Origin of the sequence: Fructilactobacillus sp. Tb1 (assembly GCF_050500285.1) — a bacterium.
GTDB lineage: Bacteria > Bacillota > Bacilli > Lactobacillales > Lactobacillaceae > Fructilactobacillus.
In genome coordinates this window covers 1353169-1370271 of record NZ_CP191377.1, presented here as the reverse complement: position 1 = coordinate 1370271, position 17103 = coordinate 1353169, and the positions used below count along the sequence as shown (strand labels likewise).

Sequence of the window (17103 nt, the reverse complement as noted above, 5' to 3'; positions counted from 1 at the left end):
TTTGCCTCATTTTTCTTCATAAACTTCTCTAGCTAATTCCATTGCTGTCCAACCTTTAGGCCAACCTGAATAAAAGGCTAGTTGTGTAATGGCTTCAACCATTTCATCTTTAGTAACACCATTATCTTTAGCTTTTTGCATATGAAATTTTAATGGTCCAAACATTCCCGAAGTTAATAAACTAGCTACCGTAATTAAACTACGATCTTTGGGTGATAGTTTATCTTCACGTGACCAAATTTGTCCAAATAAAACATCATCATTCATTTCAGCAAACTTTGGTGCAAAATCACCAAAATTATTGTGACCAGCAGTTTGTTTCTTAGTCATTATTTTCTCCTAATTGATCATACTCAGCATCTGAAACTGGCTCTAAAAATTTAGATTTACCATTAGTTATAGCAATGTGTTCAAACCAACTATTTTTAGTAGCTCCATGCCAATGTTTAATGTTGTTTTTGGTAACAACTACATCACCTGGAACTAAATGACGAGCTGGTTTACCCTCTTCTTGATACCAGCCTTCACCACCAGTAACTAATAAAATTTGATATCCATAATGAACGTGCCAATTATTACGAGCACCAGGTTCAAAAGTAACATTGGAAACAGTTACATCAATATCTGGATCCTTTACCAAATGGTCCAAGAAGCTCTGGCCTTTGAAATATTTAGCATAAGCAGTATTAGGCTCTCCTACTGGGAAAATAATTCCATTTTTTACATTTTCATTCTTAATTTTGTCATTCATTAAAATTTCTCCTTAAAGTCCTTGTTTGGTGGGATAAATAGTGATGTCTGCAATATCAGTGTTTTCTGGTTGATCGACTGCAAAGTCAACAGCTCTAGCTACTGCGTCGGGGCCAATTGCATAATTTTGATAAACCTTATCCATATTTTCTTTAGAGTCTTTATCGGTGATGGTACTTAATAAATCAGTATCAATGGCACCTGGATATAATGTCGTTGTTCTAATATTGGTTTTACGTTTAGCACTTTCCATACGCAAGACGTTCATAACATTATGAACTGCATATTTTGTAGCACCATAGACTCCAGCGCCAGGGAAGCTTTTAATACCAGCAACAGATGAAGTAGTTACAACTTGTCCTGATTTTTGTTTATCAAAGATTGGCAAAACAGCAGCAATTCCGTTAAGGACACCTTTTAAATTAATATCAATGGTTCTGTTCCATTCTTCTGTGTGTAAATTGCTTAAATCAGAAGTAGGCATAATCCCAGCATTATTAAAGATGACATCTAATTTACCAAACTTATTTTCAGCTAATTCTACTAAATCTTTTACTTCGTCTGCTTTAGTTACATCAGTTACTTGATAAACTGCTTGACCGCCAGCTTTAGTAATATCATTTACAACTTCTTCTAATTTATCTTCATGACGGGCGCCTAAAACCACTTTAGCACCGTGTTTAGCTAACAATTTAGCGCTAGCTTCACCAATCCCACTTGAAGCACCCGTAATTACAATAATTTTATCTTTAATTGCCATAAATATTTCTCCTTATTCAAACTTACTTAAATAATCAGCAAAACTTTCTGAATCCGCAATGGAATGATCTAATTTACCATCGTACCAATCAATTTTGTGTGATAACACTTCTAAATGCATTTCCATTTCTTTAATTTGTGATAAACTTCGTTTCTTGACACGTTTTAAAAGTTGAGCACGTTGTTTAATGGTTGAGTCACCTTGTGCTCTCAAATGAACGTATTCCTTGATTTCATTCATTGACATGCCAGTACCTTTTAAATGAAGCAAAAAGCCAATCCAACTAATATCATGCTTGGTATAATAACGACGGTCATTTTGATCTCGTTGCGGAATAATCAACTCTTCTCTTTCGTAATATCTCAAAGTATATGTTGATAAACCAGTTAATTTACCAAATTCTCCAATTGAATATTTTTCAGTTTCAATTAGTAATCAACTCCTTTCTAATTCATAGTCAACCGTACTACTTACAGTGCACTGTAAGTCAAGAATTAAAAATACACATTTTAGCAGTCTTTAGTTTATGATTTTTAATTACTTAATTTTTGTTGACTTAATGTTCAGTTTAAGTAGTAAAATCTAACTTATGATTTAGTTTATTTTAATAACAGGAGTTTAATTAAATGGATATTTTGAATTTATCTTTAAAATAAGCAATGCAAGCCAGAACTATCTTATGGGGATCATCTAAATATGAATTGGTTAATAAAATTGTTGCGGAAAATAACACTCTATTAATAAAATTTAACAGTGAAACTAATCCTGATAAAAGAGATAAAATCTTAACTAAAATCTTTGGTTCTGACCTCAATAATTTAACTATTAATCCTCCTTTTAATACCGATTTTGGTAGGAATACACACCTAAAAAAGAATATTTTCATTAATAGAAATGCTATGTTTGTTGATCTGGGTGGTATTTATATTGATGATAATGTTCTCATTGCCCCCAATGTAACCTTGGTATCAGTTAATCATATGGAAGAGCCAAATAAACGTCACAATTTAATATTAAAAGCTGTCCACTTAAAAAGGAATACTTGGATAGGTGCCAATTCAGTTATATTGCCTGGGGTAACCATTGGTAAAAATGCCATTGTTGGTGCTGGCTCTGTTGTTACTAAAGATGTACCTGACAATACAATTGTAGTTGGTAATCCGGCCAAACCTATTATAAAGGCAGGGCAATAATAACTGCTCTGCCTTTATAATATGAATTTATTTAAATATTTTGACCAGTAGGTCTAACCATAATTTCGTTAATATCAACATTTTCAGGTTGACTCATCATAAATACTGCCAATTCTGCAATATTTTCTGGTGTTAATGAACCATTCTTAGTTTCATTAGCTGATAACATTTGTTTTTCAATCTTGTCATCATGAACAGTTGAGAAAAGATTAGTAGAAACAGCGCCTGGAGAAACAATACCAGTTTTAATGCCATTATTATGTTGTTCTTGTCTTAATCCTTCCATAATTGCTCTTACAGCATATTTCGAACCGTTGTAAACAGCTGAATATGGATAAACTACATGGCCAGCAACTGAATCAGTAGCCATAATTAAACCTTTACCTTGTTTCTTCATAACTGGGACGGCAGCTGCAATTCCGTTTAGGACACCCATAATGTTAGTATTTAAAATTGCTTGCCATTCAGGCAATTTCTTAACATCTTCTACAGCACCTTGTGGCATAATACCAGCGTTGTTATACATTACATCTAGTCTTCCAAATGTATCTAAGGCTAACTTTACTAAAGCTTGTACATCACTGACTTGTTCAACATCAGTAATTTGGTAAACTAAATTATCTGGATTATCAACTTCACTAGCTATTTTGCTTAATTTATCATGATTACGTGAACCAATTACAACTTTGGCGCCTTCTTTATTAGCTAATTTAGCAGTAGCAGCACCCATACCTGATGAAGCCCCTGTAATTACGACAACTTTATCTTTAATTGAACTCATAAAATTAACTCCTTTGTTTTTGTTTACTTAAACTGTAATACTTAACCTAAACATTAAGTCAAGAAAGAAGCGTTCTATATGAAAATTTCTGAAGTAGCAGCAAAGTTCAATGTCACCCCAGTAGCTTTAAGATATTACGAAAAGATGGGATTAATCCCTCCAGTTAAAAGAACTGGTGGTAAACGTGATTATCAGCAAGTTGATTTAAACTGGATTGAATTTATTACTTGTATGCGCAAAGTTAAATTGCCAGTAAAAGACCTAGTGGAATATACTAAATTATTTCCACAGGGAATTAAATCTAAGCAGCAACGACGTCAAATTTTAGTTAATGAATTAACCAAACTTCAAAATCAGGATAAAGAAATTCAAAATACAATTAAAAGGTTGGAACATAAAATAAAATTATATGATGAGAATAAAATTAACTAAAACATTTAATTGTGGCTACTTTTAAATACAATTCAAATATTATTATCATTACAATATTATAAAAAATAAAAATTCTTTAACATAAGGTAAATTAAATACATTTAAACTAAAAAGACTACGTAAATACTATTTACGTAGTCTTTTTTCTTAAGTAATGGCATTACTTTAACATCATTAGTGGATATGGTCATATATTCATTACAAATAAAAAACTCACGGCTTAATTATAAGCCGTGAGAATACTTTAAAATTTTAATTAAATGATTGGTTATACTCAACTGTTCCAGTTACATTTTTTAAACCATTTTCAAAAAGTGGTTTAATCATAAAATATTTATCTTCTACTTCAAATGGTGCAGATATTCTATATTTACTTGCTGACAAGTAACCAAATCTACCATAATAATTTGGATCTCCCAAAATACTTATAAATTGAACATCTTTTTTTGTTGCCCTTTGTTCTATTTCGTTCATCAATAAACTACCAATTCCATTATTTTGATAATCAGGCATTACACTAATTGGTGCTAAAGCCATACCTAAGTGATCACTAATATTAATTGTGCTTAACATTGCATGCCCTACAATATCATTATTATAATTTTCGGCAACAATCTCAAAATAATTATTATAATCTTCTTCCTTACGCAAATTATGAACTAAGTCATTCTCATTATTATAACCATGTTCACTATTTAAAAATGCTTCATAGATTACTTTATCAATAGATTTATAATCTTTATTTTCTACACTTCTAATCATCATAAATTCTCCTTAATATCAATTTTAAAATTATCAAAAAAACTCACAGCACTATTTCGTACAGTGAACTATTAGCACCGATACATGAAAGCTTATTAAATTATATCATCTACTAAATATATTTTTAATCATTTGTAAATGTTCAAATCTGCCACAGTTATAATCTTGTCAGCAAATGACAGCAGTTCTTTATTCTTTTGACTGTAGTAAGTTGAGTTACTTATATGTAACTCTTGCATAATTTTAATATCGCTATAATGCAATACATAAAAATCAAATAAAATACTGTGATCTGTTCCAGTCTTCATTGCTGTAATTAAATATTGTAGCAATTCTCTATATTCCATTAATCTAATAACGTTATCTTCTGAATGATTACTAACACTCTTACTAAAAGGCACATCAGAAAACTTAGGAGATTGTAATTGATTGGCAGATATTCCACACCGATCTATTAGCCTTTGAAAGTTATGGTTTAGATATCGTCTAACGTTGCTTTTAGTCTTGCTCTCGTCAATTTCTTTAAAGTCATCTAATAAATCAAACATACTAAGCACTCCTTATGCGGATGATATCGATTAAATATTATTTAGCCATATAAGACGTTTTGAGATATTTTAATTATCTTGAATATAACTATAACTACACATTTACTTCATCATCTCTTGATACTGATTAAGAATTAAGCCATTTTCATATAAATTAGCAAAGGTTATAAAGGCATCCGCTTTAATTCTGTAAAATTGACTACTTCCAATGTTTAAATCAACTCTATTGCTATCATCATCTAAATTTTTAACAAACTGATTAATTAATAAGCTATATTGCCGATTAACTGCCTTATGCTCCGATTGTTTCATAGTATCTAATACAGCTTTAATAGTTTCACTTTCTACAAGTAGCTTAGCTAGTTCTGCTCTTAAATGATTGTGGTATTCTCTGCGTTGTTTCTGTACTGTTTCAATTAGGCAACTGCTTAAATTCTCGTCTAGTTCACTATCACGTACATTGTTATCATCTATGATTTTATGAATTACTTTGATACGGTCATTAATCTTCACATAGTAATTAAGTATTTTAGTTACTTTCTTTTTAAGTTTAGAATTCATTCGATCACTCCCACTAAAAAAGCACACCCGATTAATTCAGATGTGCCTTGTTACTATTGCAAACCAAACAATAGCCTGTATTTTTTAGATTATTGTAATCATGGTTGGGTAGATATCTTATATATTAATTATAGCAAATGAGAACAGATGTTTGTATTATAAAATAACGGGTACTATTAAATTCCTTCAAACTTATATATAAATGCAGTGATCCATTTAATTATTTAATCTATAAATCAGAGTTCTATGAATTCCACAACCTTAAAACTATATTTGGCTAGTAATTAATAGTGATAATTATTAATTGATGTTCTTAACTACTGGTTTTGTTTTGTAAAAACAAGTGATTTCAAATAACCTGTTTTTAATTATTAACGATAATCTATTTAATAAAACAATAGCGGATGTCTTTAAGTTCATTAGATTGACTTAGAAAATTTGATAATGTTAACAACTGATCTTGATAAAGAATTATTTAATGGTGGGTGCTATTTTTCTACAGCACTCTTTCTTCTTCAATTTTCTTTTTTATTGACGTTATCCTAGTCAATCTTATTTATTATGTGAGCCAATTTGGCACTTTACTATATATGAAAGTGACAATAAGTGTTGATATAAAGGCATCCGCACCGTGTGCTGATTTTCGCCATACGTATCAAAAGCGCTTGTGGCTTGTGACAAACTTGTTCACTGTTGCGTCGCTAGCTTGTTCACTATCTTAATTACTTTCTTGGCTACTATTGATAAATAAAAAGAATAATCAACCAAATTGACGGTTAATTATCTTTTTTACTTTTTGTGTGGCGGAGTTATGAAAAAGCGGTAACTAGTTACATAATTGCCACAAACGTTTTTATATCAACGTTACTGGGCGTTACCAATGTATTTATTATGGTATCAGATACCCAAAAGTGTAACAGAATTTAACTATATCCATACAAAGCATTTGTACTGTTCCTTTTCTTTTGGCAATTCTAGCCCAAAACTGAACTCTGTTTTAATTGGGATATTCTTAATTTTCTCTACATCATTGTAAGTCATCCGCTTATTTTTGACTTCTAAACTATGAAACATGCTTCTAATTCGTTTATTTAGTTTGATTGCTGTCAAGTTATTACGTTCAGAAAAGCCATTCTCCTGTCGCCATTTCTTATAAGCATAGTAAACCCACTTTGTTGGAATAATATCAAAATTATCTTTGTTAAAAAATTCTTTAATAAATACCCCCGTTGGATCTAGTTCTGCCGAGTATTCTTCCTTTGCATCTCTTGAAACGTCTGGAACATCAAAATTAGTAAATTCAGGCATTTCTAACGCTTTTTTTAGAATGTATTCCAATACTTCGGGTCTTTTAATGTAATCGTCTTTAATCTTCCAGTTATCTTTGTTATTCCCGTTACTTGTAAATGTTGCATTAAATGGAATTATCAACAAACGTCTAGCCAGACCACCAGTATTTGAAAAATAAGGCAGTTCATTAAATGATTGAACTACTGAACAAGTAAAGATATACGGATAAGCTGGCACGCCTTTTGGGTTCACTAAAATACTATCGCCACTCACTACACTATTGAAATTACTATTATCTTTAATAGCTATCGTTTTAGGGTTGTCATCGCCAATTAATAAGGCCTTATCAACCGCAGTAGATAGCGAGAACTCTCCCGCAAATTGCATTAATTTTAATGTTGAGTAATTCCCTTCTCCTACTAAGTTTTGTAATAATGATTGAAATGTTCCTTTTCCATTGTTTCCATGTATATTGCCTTTTAAAAATATGGCTGTCCTGTGGGTGTAATTAGCATTAACAACATCACGAATAACTTGCCAGAATGCGTGTACTATTTGCTCATCGCCACAAGCCAACTCATTAAACCAATCTTCTACATTCCAGCCATTAATATTAGGTGCTTTGGCTTCGGGGTTGTATTTTGTGTAGATTTTGCTTTTAATGTAATGATTGTGACTGAATGGCAATAACTTATTTTGTTCAGTGTCATAAATTCCATTATCTACCGCAATTAAATTTTTACTATCATCAATCTTTTTAATTCCGCGACGATAAGCGTTAGTAGTTAGCAATGAGATCACTGAATAACATTGTCCGTCTGTCATCATTGGCGAAATTACACGAAGGATTGCCCGTAATTGTAAAAAATTGTAACAATAAATACCATTAATAGGGTCATAAAATGCAACTCTTGCCGTTTCTTCACTACTAAACAAACAAAAGTATATGTGGCGTTCAATTACTGTTACAATATCAATAGTAGATAACTTAATATCTTTAGACTGCTTAACGTCAGCTTCGTTAAGCTCTGATAATGTTTTACCTTGTTTATTGGCGGTGTTCTGATTTTGCTTGTCGGCTCTAGTTTCTTTAAATATTTGTACATCCGCTTCTAAACATTCATATAACTCTTTATACGACTTGAAACCTTTCTTATGCTGAATTTCAAAGGTTTCTTTTTGTTTGGCTTCAATTTCTTTTTTAATTATTTCTTTACCTTGTTCATCGTCTGATAAGTTTTTTAATTTATCCATTGCGAGCCTCCGTTTTGTAAATCGAGTTAAATATTTGTCTTACTTCTTTTTCTGCCAACGGCTTTGTCATATTCATATTGGCAAATTGCAATAATTTATATACTGAATTGGCATCTAATCCACTACGTAACCATGTACCACACACGCTCGTTAACCAATTGTTGCGGTTGCCTTCGGTTGTTCCTTGCATTAATTCGCTTAATGATTTGACCCAATAACTCTTTATCATCTTAGGTCGACTATCTTTAATATTCTCATACTGCTTTTTAGGCTCATTTTTCATTAGATCAGTAACCCAATCAGGAGCAATAGCAACATCAAGTAACGAACCATTGCGGATGTCGTCATATAGGTTGATACACTGTGTTTTAATCTCAACGCCTGTAAATGGTTGGTAAGTTGCTTTTAATTCTCTGGTGTACAAGTCGTCGGGCAATCTAAAAAAGAAATGATAGCCATTGTTTGGTGTCTTCTCATATATTGAACTGCTTAAAAATTCAATTTGTTCAGTTGTTAAATTGTCTTTAATAGATTGGTTGCCGTCATTATTACCATGATTATCTACATCAATCACTATTAGTCTTTGACTATCCAGCCTAATTGCCCAATTACAATTAGGAAAAGTACTCTCCCACTGCCAAAGCTGAGTAGGTTTTGAACTTGCTGACTTATAGCCGTGTTCTGTCAGTGGCTTCTTCCCGTTAACTGGGTATACTTCAAAACCATGTTCGACTAATTCATTAATCAACTACATCAACCCCTAACAGTTCTTGAATATCTACGCCAAGAGTCACACTAAGGCTATCCATATTTAAAGACAATTGATGTAGCAATTTTAATAGATTGATTTCATCGTATAGGTCATCATTTCCTAATTTATTAACAAGTTGATTAATAACAATATTTAAAATACTGTGCATTTTATCGATTTCTAACCCTAAATCATTATTATCTTTTAAAATATTGCTGATTTTTACATTTTTGCTCTTAGTCATGGTTTAAATCTCCCTATTTTTATATAAATTTGATATAATAAAAGAGCAATAAATGCAGTAAATCCAATCATTTTACTTAGTAATAGACTACAACTCGCCAAGGTTATGTAGTCTATTTTTTATGCTCTTTTATCAATCTTAGTCATCCGTTCTAATTATTTTGTCATCAAAGTTAAGACAATATTATTAAAGTGCTTACCTTGTCTTAATTGGTCGATGATTTCTAATTTGGCTTTATTCACACGTTCAACTAATTCATCTGATAAAAAATCTGTGATCGTCTTACCGTTTGGAATTGCTAAAATGTCTCTTAATTGCTTACAGTTTCGACCTGTACCGAGCTTATATGCGAGTTCGTAGTATTTTGTTGTAATCTAGTTCATCGCTCGTGTCGTTAGCTCTGATAGCTTTTCTTAACTGCCTATTAATCTTTGCTGTTTCTTCATCTCTGATAGTGTTCGGACTTTTGCAAATGATGCGGATGATTTCAGTAGCCACAGCACTAACCCGATTATTAGATTGCATAAAAACAAGTGTCATTAATAATTGTTGACGGTTCAATAAGTAAACTTTTTTATATCTGCCAATTGGTCGATGATGTAGCTGTTCTCTGCTAACGCTTTCTAGTTCTTGCTTGTGCCGTCTGATCACTTGATTAATTAAACTATGTTTAAGTCCGAAAATCTTACCTAATTCATCTGCATTAGTGTATAAAGCTTTACTTGACTTCAATTTATCTATAATAGTTACATTCATACTCTTACCTTTCTAAATAAAGTGATTTCCACGTCGTTTATTTTGTCTCGTTTCTTTTTCAGATTGTCGGTTATCATACCAATTCATAAATCTAATTACATATGGCGTAGTTGATATCGCTAGTAACAAAAATAACCAATTAATTAATACATCTTGTGTCATACTCACACGCTCCTTTTATGCGGTAATAGTCATCTTTGCATTATTTAAGTTGTTTTTAATTTCTTGATAGTTCAACCCTTGGTAAAGTAACGTAACCACCTTGGCTTTTACTCGATTGACCGCCTTAAATTCATCAATAGTTAAAAACGTAGTGATTTCTGTGTTACTTGGTATCTGTCTAAGTTTCTTTAGTGTGGATGTACCCATACCAATGGCAGTTTTATATACCAATCGATTAAAGTTTGAGTAGTCATAAGACTTTGTGTCAGCCACGTTGTCCTTAATGGCTTTGTTGAACTGATTACTAATTTCTTTACTGAAATCATGTATCATCTGACGTTGTGTCTGCTGATTCTTCAATACATAAAATTCATGTACTAGTATTCTTTTTAATTTCTTGATTTTCTTGTTATTTTTAAACAAAGTTATTAAATATGTTGATTGCTGTTCATTTAATATCCATATTTTTCTAGGTCGACCATTAGGGACTTTAGCGATTTCAAATCGCAAAACCCCAAAGAACTCTAAGCCATCAATATTATTACTAATCAATCTATTAACTGATCTATGTTCTAAGCCAACATAATCAGCTAAAACATCCGCCGTAGTGTATGGCACACCATTAATACTTTTATCACTCAACTTAACTAATTCTTCCATTGTGCTTGTTCCTTTCTCATTTCTTTTTTAAAAAGCAGTGAGACACCTCGATTGTTAGTTTCTCCTTTTTAAAAGCTAAAAATATTTTTCTAGGTGCGATTTTAAATCACAGTTAGTCAGATTGTTCTAATCTTCCTTTTAAAAAAGAAGATTACTAATTAGATCAGTGTATTAATTCCCTCGAAACCTTGCAATAAGTCCGTTTCATCTCTAAATAGCAAGATAGCAACGGTACAGAACTCATCTATCGATACATCATTGCTTTCAGCTCTTACAGCTCTTCTAACAACGTCCTCATTAATTCCAGTAGTAATTGCTACATCTTCTATGGTCATACCTTTTTTACTCATACCCTTACGAAATAGCTTTCGTAGTTTCTTCTTATCATCTAAATTCATAGCGGATGAACTCCCTTATTAATCAATATGTGTAACAGGTCTTTTAAAACGACCTGTTTTTATTTTTGCCATTTCCCCAAACGGACTTTTTTAATATCTAAAAATTATCTTTAATGTATCTGTCTACTTCTTCTTTGTTGTAGCAAGTAACGCCCCTTACGTCATGGCTAGGAATGTTCAGCTCGTCAAATTTGCTTTGACTGATACCGTCTAAGTATTTACGACATTTTGCCTTTCCCCGTATCCACGGACTACTTAACCCCGCATCTTGCTCAACCTTAGTAATTGCTGACTTCATCATTAAATAGACTTGTGAACGGATATTTGCCATATCATTCGCATTTAACAGAATGCTTAACTGTGATTGCTCTAATTCCATTGTCTTCACTTCCCTATTTCTGAACTACTGCGTGGCTTTCCATAAACTTACGAGCATCTGTCTTGCTCACTCGCTTAGCTCCGCCAACAATCGTTACTGGCAAACCATTTTTAATGAACTTATAAAGTAGGTTGTAACTTCCTAAATTCAAGAATTGGCATGTTTCCATATAATTCATGTATTCTGGCAACTCATTTGCTGGTACTGGTTTAATCGTCATGCTTTCACTCCTTTTTTATAAAAAACGTAGCTATACGTAATTAAAGAATAAATAAAAAAACGTAGCTATACGTAATTTACTTTATTTTATATTGTTTAATATTATTTTGCAACATTTAACGTAATTTTACGTAATTATCATAAATTGATGATATAATTCTTTTTAAAGGTGGTTAAAATAGATGAAATTAACACAGAAAGAAAAAAATGAATTAGGTAATCGAATTAAAGCTATTCGTCTACAACTTGGGCTAGATCAACCACAATTTGCTGATAAAGTTGTACCAATAGCAAAATCTAGTAATGTTTCACGTTGGGAAAATGGTATTAATGTACCAAATGCAAAACGTTTAAAATCTATTGCAGAATTAGGTAATGTTTCAGTCGATTATTTGATAAATGGTTTAACAAATAATAATAAAATTAAATTAAAAAAAGGAACAACTATATTAGAAGCATTAGCAAGAAAAGATAATGAACAACGTAATTTTATGGATGCTGGAACAATTGCGGAAAATAAAAAAATCGAAGAAATGATAAATATAATTTTTTCATCAGAAAATATAGAACAGTTAACAGAAGAACAATCTGGATTAATATATTGGTTCTTGCAATTGTTCCGCAACCTTTTTAAAGCTAGTAATAGCGATGATCCATTTTTAAGTAATGATGTATATATGCTATATGTACATATGGAAAATTTACTACAAGGTATTAATGATAATTTAACTAAAAAGATTGAAAAAAATATTAATATTTCGGATAAACAAAGCAAAGAATTAAACGAAACTTTAAGAGATATTGAAGATACTATAAATACAATAAATCCAGAATTTTAATATAAATAATCTAGTTACTCTTTTAGTCCCCAGTTACTAAAATAATTACGACAGTAACACCCAGTAACGTTGATATATCAGCATTTGTAGCTATTCTGTTATCAGTTACCGCTTTTTTATAACTCCGCCACACAATTTATAAATCTTACATACATAGTCATTCCCCAAACGGCAGATGGGAGATATTAAAACAATGGCAAGTTATATTAAATATAAAGATAAGAATGGTAAAGAATTCTACAAAGTACAAGCATATCTGGGCATAGATCCACAAACTGGAATGAAGAAGACTACTACTCTTCGGGGTTTTAGAACCAAACGGCAAGCATCAAATGCTGTCGTTAAAGCTAAGAATGATTTTATTCATGGCAAAATAAAAAAGCCTCAACACATTACATTTAAAGAATGCGAAGAGGCTTGGTGGATAGGATATAAAAACCGTAGTAGAGAAAGCACCCTAGTTACAGTTAGTGGAATGTTTAAAAATCATATTTTGCCAGCCTTTGGTAATAAACGAGTAAACACCATAACTATTGCTCAAATTCAAAGAATTGTTAACAGTTGGGTTAAACTAGCACCCAGTAACTTCGTTAAGTGGTATAACTATACTTCATGTGTATTAGATTATGCCGTAAGGGCTGGCTATGTTCAACGTAATGTAGCTAAATTAATAGAATTACCAAAGAAACCAGAAAAAGTTGAAAACGATGGGTTTAAATTCTGGGATAAAGAACAATTAAACATATTTTTTAATTATCTTGATTATGATAAAAAGCCACAAGTATATACTATGTTCAGAGTATTAGCCTACTCTGGAATACGTAAAGGCGAAATGTTAGCCCTAACTTGGGATGATATCGATTTTAACAATAACACAATAAGAATTAACAAAACACTAGCTAAGGTGTTCAATGGTGTAAAAGTGCAACCGCCAAAGACCAAAAACAGTTATCGTACTTTAGATATGGATAATACAACTATGATGTATTTAAAACGCTGGCGGATGGATCAACGTAGACTAGGTTTAATGCTGGGCTTTAATACAAACAAGAAGAGCCAATTAGTATTTAATAATACTAAAAACAATCATCACACGTTAGCAACTACTGGCAAATGGCTAAATACCATTATAAAAGCCACTGGCTTACCTCATATTAAAGTACACGGTTTAAGACATTCACACGCTAGTGCCTTGTTTGCTGCTGGTGTATCAATCAAACAAGTTCAAGAACGTTTAGGTCATTCAAATGCTCAAACAACATTAAATATATACACCCACGTAACACAAAAGCAAAATGCTGAAACGATTAACAAATTTGTTGATTATTTAGATAAATAGAACGAAATGGCATTCAAAATGGCATTCACTTTTTAAAATTATAGTATGCAAAAGCTACGACACTAAGCATAGCAAGGGTTTTATAGTTTACTGGTATGAACCCCGTATGCCCAATTTAATATTAAAAACCTACTTTCATAGATTGTAGGTTTTTATTTATTTAAAAAATTTCACAAAATATTAATTTACGTCATATAATATAAGTAGTGGTAACTATTGAACAGATTGAAAATGGGCAGAAATAATGTTAGGAAAAACACATTTAGTATCATCTGAGGCAATTGCCTTAACAGCCGTAAATTATTATTCTCAAACTAACCATGCAACTGTGCCTATTGTAATTACAACGTTATTATTTGCATCAGTTGGATTAGGTAGCTTACTTCCTGATGTTGATTCTAGAAATAGTGAATTAAATAAAACCCCTATTTTTGGTTTTATTTACAATCATTTTTTCATTAATGTTAAACATCGTGGATTTACACATACCATCTGGAATGTTTTTTTATTTATGGGCATCAGTTTGTTATTAGAACCGCATCACTTTTTAATTTCTGTGGCCGTCTTTGGGGTTTCAATCGGAATTCTCATTCACATTATTGAAGATAGTTATTCTAATAATAAAGTAGATATCTGGTACCCCTTTGGATCACATCATTCAATTAAACATAAACGTTTAATTCATTATAAAGTTGGTGGATTTACCGAACAATCAATGTATGTTTTATTTTGGGTATTATTAGTTGTTTCACTAAAAAACGCTTATCTATTATATTTAAACTAAAAGTACATATCAACATTATTTAACCTCAACTTTGATATAATCAAGTTGAAAGAAAGGTGGCAATATTATGAATACAATTGAAACTGTTGCATTAGAATGGTTAAAGAATCAAGATTTATCTGATAAGACTCCCGTTGAAACTTACACTATGTTTGAAATTGCGGTTAAAGAAATTCAAAACATTGATAATAATCCCCGTACTCAAACGTATAACGACTAACTATAAAATAAAAGACGATGCTATTCATTAATTGGATAGTGTCGTCTTTTTTGTGCATATTTATATTAATTAATTCCTGTTATAATAACTAAGTATCTAAAATGTTTAGATACTTATATGAAAAATTTAGTCCAGGCACTGATGACTTTAAAAGCTGAACTTATATTATTTTAGGAGGACATTATGTCACAAGACACAAAGCCCAAGAAAAAGTTTTACAAGCGCATCTGGTTCTGGATTTTAATTCTAGTTTTAGCTTTTGGAATTTATGCTGCTACAACTGGTAGTAACAAAGATAGTTCATCAAAAGATACATCATCTTCTCAAAGTGGTGTTACTAAGGCAAGTTATGACAAAATTCAAATGGGAGAAGATCGTGATAATGTTGTTAAAGATTTAGGTAAACCATCAACATCATCAAAAACTAATACGAATGGAACTGAAGCAGAGTTACTAGGCTGGTCAAAAGTTTCTTCATCATTTAACGTAGGAACAATTAGCGTAACTGTTGCAAACGGAAAAGTTATTGGTAAAGGATACACTAATCCTTCGCTTGCTAAAATAAAACCATTAGATAAAACCAAAGTTGCTTCAATTCAAAACGGAGCAAGTTACAAAGATGTTATTGATAAGTTAGGTCAACCAACAACCGAAGCATATACTTCCATTGCTGGACAAAATTCTGTAATGATTCAATATGTTACTAGCACTTCTGGAAATGCCACATCATTTACATTTATGAATGACGCATTAATGAGTACTACTGAAACACATCTAAACTAATCAAAAAAGACAATAATGGCAACTATTAAAGTTGTTATTATTGTCTTTTTTTAATCAACTGATAACCAATCTTGGTCTAATAAATCATAATTAGAATCCAAATTTACGAATTTTAACGATTACAAATGATACTAATGAAATTAACATCAAACCTACTGCAGTTAATAAATTATTCTTTTTAGCCCCAGTATTAGGTAATGAGTTACTTTTATTGCTACTATCTGATTTTTCATTTGAATTAAATGGATTTACAGAATTTAAATTCTGTAAATTATTAGTAGATGGATTTGCGTTTTGAGTATTACTTACCCCACCGTTATTAACCCCATTACTAGTATTTGAACTTTGTAAATCATTATTTGTATTGCTTGCTGCTACCCCATTAGTAGTATTAGTTTGGGAAGATGCAGTGGTATTCCCAGTAATTTGTGAACCATCATTTACATTTGTTGATGCATTATCAACTGTAGGATTGGTTGTATTTGAAGCTTCATTCGTATTATTAGTACTTTGTTGAGCGCTATTTATAGTTGTTGCAGTATTATCTTTTTGCATAGCATCATTTACATCTGCTACAAAGTTATTAACTACATTATTGTAATTCTTAGGAGCTACATTAAAATTATCAACATTTTGCGTAGGATTACTTGTATTTGCTGCTACATTATTAGAATCACTAGCATTTGTATCTGTTGTTGAATTAGTAGTTGTATTATCAACAGTTGAGCTTGTGTCAGATGTATCTTGTGAGCTATTAGTTGTGTTTGTTGCAGAACTATTAGTTCCTTCAATTCTTCCGTATAATGCAGAACCTAAAGTAGATTCCAATGCAGCTACTGAATCATATGTAACTCCAGAAGTTTCGGCACTAATCATTTGACCACTACCAGTATAAATACCTACATGAGTTGATCCATCAGGACCAAAGAAAACTAGATCACCGTATTGAGCTTCGCTTGCTGGAATATGGGTACTCATAGCATATTGTTCACCAGAAGTTCTAGGAATAGAAATTCCATCTTGGGCAAATGCTTGTTGCACAAGTGCAGAACAATCAATTCCATCAGAACTAGTACCACCATAACTATATGGGGTATTTAATTGTGTTGCTGCATTTGATACAACATCAGCGTTAGCATTATTAGTATTTAATAAGAATAATCCCCCTGACATAGCAACTGTTATGGCTCCTGAAATTAATACTTTTTTACCATTTTTATGTAATTCAATATCCATTT

The 17103-nt window shown here is 31.5% G+C and carries 25 protein-coding genes; 7 read left to right on the top strand and 18 right to left on the bottom strand.

Features of this window, described 5'->3' with window-relative positions:
* Positions 1 to 6 precede the first annotated feature (6 nt).
* The 4 genes from ACQW5G_RS07110 to ACQW5G_RS07095 are packed head-to-tail and all read right to left on the bottom strand — an operon-like array spanning position 7 to position 1876.
* A complete protein-coding gene (locus ACQW5G_RS07110) occupies positions 7 to 330 on the bottom strand; it encodes a carboxymuconolactone decarboxylase family protein (protein ID WP_429970763.1) in 324 nt (107 codons plus the stop codon).
* Positions 323 to 751, bottom strand: a complete 429-nt coding sequence (locus tag ACQW5G_RS07105; RefSeq protein ID WP_429970762.1) for a cupin domain-containing protein — start codon at positions 749 to 751, stop codon at positions 323 to 325. The genes ACQW5G_RS07110 and ACQW5G_RS07105 overlap by 8 nt, the downstream gene beginning before the upstream one ends.
* A gap of 12 nt (positions 752 to 763) precedes the next feature.
* Complete coding sequence (locus ACQW5G_RS07100; protein ID WP_429970761.1) at positions 764 to 1510, bottom strand: SDR family oxidoreductase; 747 nt, start codon at positions 1508 to 1510, stop codon at positions 764 to 766.
* A gap of 12 nt (positions 1511 to 1522) precedes the next feature.
* Positions 1523 to 1876, bottom strand: a complete 354-nt coding sequence (locus ACQW5G_RS07095) for a MerR family transcriptional regulator (RefSeq protein WP_429970760.1) — start codon at positions 1874 to 1876, stop codon at positions 1523 to 1525.
* Between the two features lie 293 nt (positions 1877 to 2169).
* Here ACQW5G_RS07095 and ACQW5G_RS07090 point away from each other — a divergent pair, with 293 nt between their 5' ends.
* Positions 2170 to 2703: a sugar O-acetyltransferase gene (locus tag ACQW5G_RS07090; RefSeq protein WP_429970759.1), complete on the top strand. Its 534-nt coding sequence runs from the start codon at positions 2170 to 2172 to the stop codon at positions 2701 to 2703.
* 31 nt (positions 2704 to 2734) lie between these two features.
* Here ACQW5G_RS07090 and ACQW5G_RS07085 read toward each other — a convergent pair whose 3' ends face one another.
* Entirely contained in the window at positions 2735 to 3484 is a 750-nt protein-coding gene (locus ACQW5G_RS07085) for an SDR family oxidoreductase (RefSeq protein ID WP_429970758.1), read from the bottom strand.
* Positions 3485 to 3562: 78 nt separating this feature from the next.
* On the opposite strand from ACQW5G_RS07085, the gene ACQW5G_RS07080 reads away from it, so the two are divergent.
* Complete coding sequence (locus ACQW5G_RS07080) at positions 3563 to 3916, top strand: MerR family transcriptional regulator (protein WP_429970757.1); 354 nt, start codon at positions 3563 to 3565, stop codon at positions 3914 to 3916.
* A 252-nt stretch (positions 3917 to 4168) separates the two neighbouring features.
* Here ACQW5G_RS07080 and ACQW5G_RS07075 read toward each other — a convergent pair whose 3' ends face one another.
* The 12 genes from ACQW5G_RS07075 to ACQW5G_RS07020 form a co-directional block, all read right to left on the bottom strand.
* Positions 4169 to 4681 (bottom strand): GNAT family N-acetyltransferase, encoded by a 513-nt coding sequence (locus ACQW5G_RS07075; RefSeq protein WP_429970756.1) that lies wholly within the window; start codon positions 4679 to 4681, stop codon positions 4169 to 4171.
* A 125-nt stretch (positions 4682 to 4806) separates the two neighbouring features.
* Positions 4807 to 5226, bottom strand: coding sequence for an ArpU family phage packaging/lysis transcriptional regulator (locus ACQW5G_RS07070; RefSeq protein ID WP_429970755.1), 420 nt, complete (start codon positions 5224 to 5226; stop codon positions 4807 to 4809).
* Between the two features lie 102 nt (positions 5227 to 5328).
* Positions 5329 to 5787 carry a hypothetical protein gene (locus ACQW5G_RS07065; protein WP_429970754.1) on the bottom strand — a complete coding sequence of 153 codons (459 nt, stop codon included), beginning with the start codon at positions 5785 to 5787 and terminating at the stop codon, positions 5329 to 5331.
* Between the two features lie 927 nt (positions 5788 to 6714).
* Positions 6715 to 8331, bottom strand: coding sequence for a DNA primase family protein (locus ACQW5G_RS07060; protein WP_429970753.1), 1617 nt, complete (start codon positions 8329 to 8331; stop codon positions 6715 to 6717).
* Positions 8324 to 9079 carry a bifunctional DNA primase/polymerase gene (locus ACQW5G_RS07055; RefSeq protein ID WP_429970752.1) on the bottom strand — a complete coding sequence of 252 codons (756 nt, stop codon included), beginning with the start codon at positions 9077 to 9079 and terminating at the stop codon, positions 8324 to 8326. Before ACQW5G_RS07055 ends, ACQW5G_RS07060 begins: the two co-directional genes overlap by 8 nt.
* Entirely contained in the window at positions 9072 to 9326 is a 255-nt protein-coding gene (locus ACQW5G_RS07050) for a hypothetical protein (RefSeq protein ID WP_429970751.1), read from the bottom strand. The genes ACQW5G_RS07055 and ACQW5G_RS07050 overlap by 8 nt, the downstream gene beginning before the upstream one ends.
* Before the next feature lie 342 nt (positions 9327 to 9668).
* Complete coding sequence (locus ACQW5G_RS07045) at positions 9669 to 10082, bottom strand: hypothetical protein (protein ID WP_429970750.1); 414 nt, start codon at positions 10080 to 10082, stop codon at positions 9669 to 9671.
* Positions 10083 to 10094: 12 nt separating this feature from the next.
* Positions 10095 to 10244: a hypothetical protein gene (locus ACQW5G_RS07040; protein WP_429970749.1), complete on the bottom strand. Its 150-nt coding sequence runs from the start codon at positions 10242 to 10244 to the stop codon at positions 10095 to 10097.
* A 15-nt stretch (positions 10245 to 10259) separates the two neighbouring features.
* Positions 10260 to 10904, bottom strand: a complete 645-nt coding sequence (locus tag ACQW5G_RS07035; RefSeq protein ID WP_429970748.1) for a Rha family transcriptional regulator — start codon at positions 10902 to 10904, stop codon at positions 10260 to 10262.
* Between the two features lie 158 nt (positions 10905 to 11062).
* Entirely contained in the window at positions 11063 to 11302 is a 240-nt protein-coding gene (locus ACQW5G_RS07030) for a hypothetical protein (RefSeq protein WP_429970747.1), read from the bottom strand.
* A 97-nt stretch (positions 11303 to 11399) separates the two neighbouring features.
* Complete coding sequence (locus tag ACQW5G_RS07025; protein WP_429970746.1) at positions 11400 to 11681, bottom strand: hypothetical protein; 282 nt, start codon at positions 11679 to 11681, stop codon at positions 11400 to 11402.
* A gap of 13 nt (positions 11682 to 11694) precedes the next feature.
* Complete coding sequence (locus ACQW5G_RS07020; protein WP_429970745.1) at positions 11695 to 11901, bottom strand: DNA-binding protein; 207 nt, start codon at positions 11899 to 11901, stop codon at positions 11695 to 11697.
* Between the two features lie 181 nt (positions 11902 to 12082).
* On the opposite strand from ACQW5G_RS07020, the gene ACQW5G_RS07015 reads away from it, so the two are divergent.
* The 5 genes from ACQW5G_RS07015 (at position 12083) to ACQW5G_RS06995 (ending at position 15865) form a co-directional block, all read left to right on the top strand.
* Positions 12083 to 12739, top strand: a complete 657-nt coding sequence (locus ACQW5G_RS07015; RefSeq protein WP_429970744.1) for a helix-turn-helix domain-containing protein — start codon at positions 12083 to 12085, stop codon at positions 12737 to 12739.
* A 193-nt stretch (positions 12740 to 12932) separates the two neighbouring features.
* Positions 12933 to 14078, top strand: coding sequence for a tyrosine-type recombinase/integrase (locus ACQW5G_RS07010; RefSeq protein ID WP_429970743.1), 1146 nt, complete (start codon positions 12933 to 12935; stop codon positions 14076 to 14078).
* Positions 14079 to 14322: 244 nt separating this feature from the next.
* Positions 14323 to 14862 carry a metal-dependent hydrolase gene (locus ACQW5G_RS07005; RefSeq protein ID WP_429970742.1) on the top strand — a complete coding sequence of 180 codons (540 nt, stop codon included), beginning with the start codon at positions 14323 to 14325 and terminating at the stop codon, positions 14860 to 14862.
* A 67-nt stretch (positions 14863 to 14929) separates the two neighbouring features.
* Positions 14930 to 15082 carry a hypothetical protein gene (locus ACQW5G_RS07000; protein WP_429970741.1) on the top strand — a complete coding sequence of 51 codons (153 nt, stop codon included), beginning with the start codon at positions 14930 to 14932 and terminating at the stop codon, positions 15080 to 15082.
* A gap of 183 nt (positions 15083 to 15265) precedes the next feature.
* Positions 15266 to 15865: a DUF3862 domain-containing protein gene (locus ACQW5G_RS06995; RefSeq protein ID WP_429970740.1), complete on the top strand. Its 600-nt coding sequence runs from the start codon at positions 15266 to 15268 to the stop codon at positions 15863 to 15865.
* A 90-nt stretch (positions 15866 to 15955) separates the two neighbouring features.
* Here ACQW5G_RS06995 and ACQW5G_RS06990 read toward each other — a convergent pair whose 3' ends face one another.
* Complete coding sequence (locus tag ACQW5G_RS06990) at positions 15956 to 17101, bottom strand: NlpC/P60 family protein (RefSeq protein WP_429970739.1); 1146 nt, start codon at positions 17099 to 17101, stop codon at positions 15956 to 15958.
* Positions 17102 to 17103 lie beyond the last annotated feature (2 nt).

What these genes read in the sequence shown, in the direction of transcription:
- ACQW5G_RS07060 (WP_429970753.1), bottom strand. Translation starts at nt 8,331, where the DNA reads ATGGATAAATTAAAAAACTTATCAGACGATGAACAAGGTAAAGAAATA.
- ACQW5G_RS07065 (WP_429970754.1), bottom strand. Translation starts at nt 5,787, where the DNA reads ATGAATTCTAAACTTAAAAAGAAAGTAACTAAAATACTTAATTACTAT.
- ACQW5G_RS07105 (WP_429970762.1), bottom strand. Translation starts at nt 751, where the DNA reads ATGAATGACAAAATTAAGAATGAAAATGTAAAAAATGGAATTATTTTC.
- ACQW5G_RS07015 (WP_429970744.1), top strand. Translation starts at nt 12,083, where the DNA reads ATGAAATTAACACAGAAAGAAAAAAATGAATTAGGTAATCGAATTAAA.
- ACQW5G_RS07000 (WP_429970741.1), top strand. Translation starts at nt 14,930, where the DNA reads ATGAATACAATTGAAACTGTTGCATTAGAATGGTTAAAGAATCAAGAT.
- ACQW5G_RS07110 (WP_429970763.1), bottom strand. Translation starts at nt 330, where the DNA reads ATGACTAAGAAACAAACTGCTGGTCACAATAATTTTGGTGATTTTGCA.
- ACQW5G_RS07040 (WP_429970749.1), bottom strand. Translation starts at nt 10,244, where the DNA reads ATGACACAAGATGTATTAATTAATTGGTTATTTTTGTTACTAGCGATA.
- ACQW5G_RS07070 (WP_429970755.1), bottom strand. Translation starts at nt 5,226, where the DNA reads ATGTTTGATTTATTAGATGACTTTAAAGAAATTGACGAGAGCAAGACT.
- ACQW5G_RS07005 (WP_429970742.1), top strand. Translation starts at nt 14,323, where the DNA reads ATGTTAGGAAAAACACATTTAGTATCATCTGAGGCAATTGCCTTAACA.
- ACQW5G_RS07100 (WP_429970761.1), bottom strand. Translation starts at nt 1,510, where the DNA reads ATGGCAATTAAAGATAAAATTATTGTAATTACGGGTGCTTCAAGTGGG.
- ACQW5G_RS07090 (WP_429970759.1), top strand. Translation starts at nt 2,170, where the DNA reads ATGCAAGCCAGAACTATCTTATGGGGATCATCTAAATATGAATTGGTT.
- ACQW5G_RS07075 (WP_429970756.1), bottom strand. Translation starts at nt 4,681, where the DNA reads ATGATGATTAGAAGTGTAGAAAATAAAGATTATAAATCTATTGATAAA.
- ACQW5G_RS07010 (WP_429970743.1), top strand. Translation starts at nt 12,933, where the DNA reads ATGGCAAGTTATATTAAATATAAAGATAAGAATGGTAAAGAATTCTAC.
- ACQW5G_RS07035 (WP_429970748.1), bottom strand. Translation starts at nt 10,904, where the DNA reads ATGGAAGAATTAGTTAAGTTGAGTGATAAAAGTATTAATGGTGTGCCA.
- ACQW5G_RS07025 (WP_429970746.1), bottom strand. Translation starts at nt 11,681, where the DNA reads ATGGAATTAGAGCAATCACAGTTAAGCATTCTGTTAAATGCGAATGAT.
- ACQW5G_RS06995 (WP_429970740.1), top strand. Translation starts at nt 15,266, where the DNA reads ATGTCACAAGACACAAAGCCCAAGAAAAAGTTTTACAAGCGCATCTGG.
- ACQW5G_RS07030 (WP_429970747.1), bottom strand. Translation starts at nt 11,302, where the DNA reads ATGAATTTAGATGATAAGAAGAAACTACGAAAGCTATTTCGTAAGGGT.
- ACQW5G_RS06990 (WP_429970739.1), bottom strand. Translation starts at nt 17,101, where the DNA reads ATGGATATTGAATTACATAAAAATGGTAAAAAAGTATTAATTTCAGGA.
- ACQW5G_RS07085 (WP_429970758.1), bottom strand. Translation starts at nt 3,484, where the DNA reads ATGAGTTCAATTAAAGATAAAGTTGTCGTAATTACAGGGGCTTCATCA.
- ACQW5G_RS07080 (WP_429970757.1), top strand. Translation starts at nt 3,563, where the DNA reads ATGAAAATTTCTGAAGTAGCAGCAAAGTTCAATGTCACCCCAGTAGCT.
- ACQW5G_RS07050 (WP_429970751.1), bottom strand. Translation starts at nt 9,326, where the DNA reads ATGACTAAGAGCAAAAATGTAAAAATCAGCAATATTTTAAAAGATAAT.
- ACQW5G_RS07045 (WP_429970750.1), bottom strand. Translation starts at nt 10,082, where the DNA reads ATGAATGTAACTATTATAGATAAATTGAAGTCAAGTAAAGCTTTATAC.
- ACQW5G_RS07020 (WP_429970745.1), bottom strand. Translation starts at nt 11,901, where the DNA reads ATGACGATTAAACCAGTACCAGCAAATGAGTTGCCAGAATACATGAAT.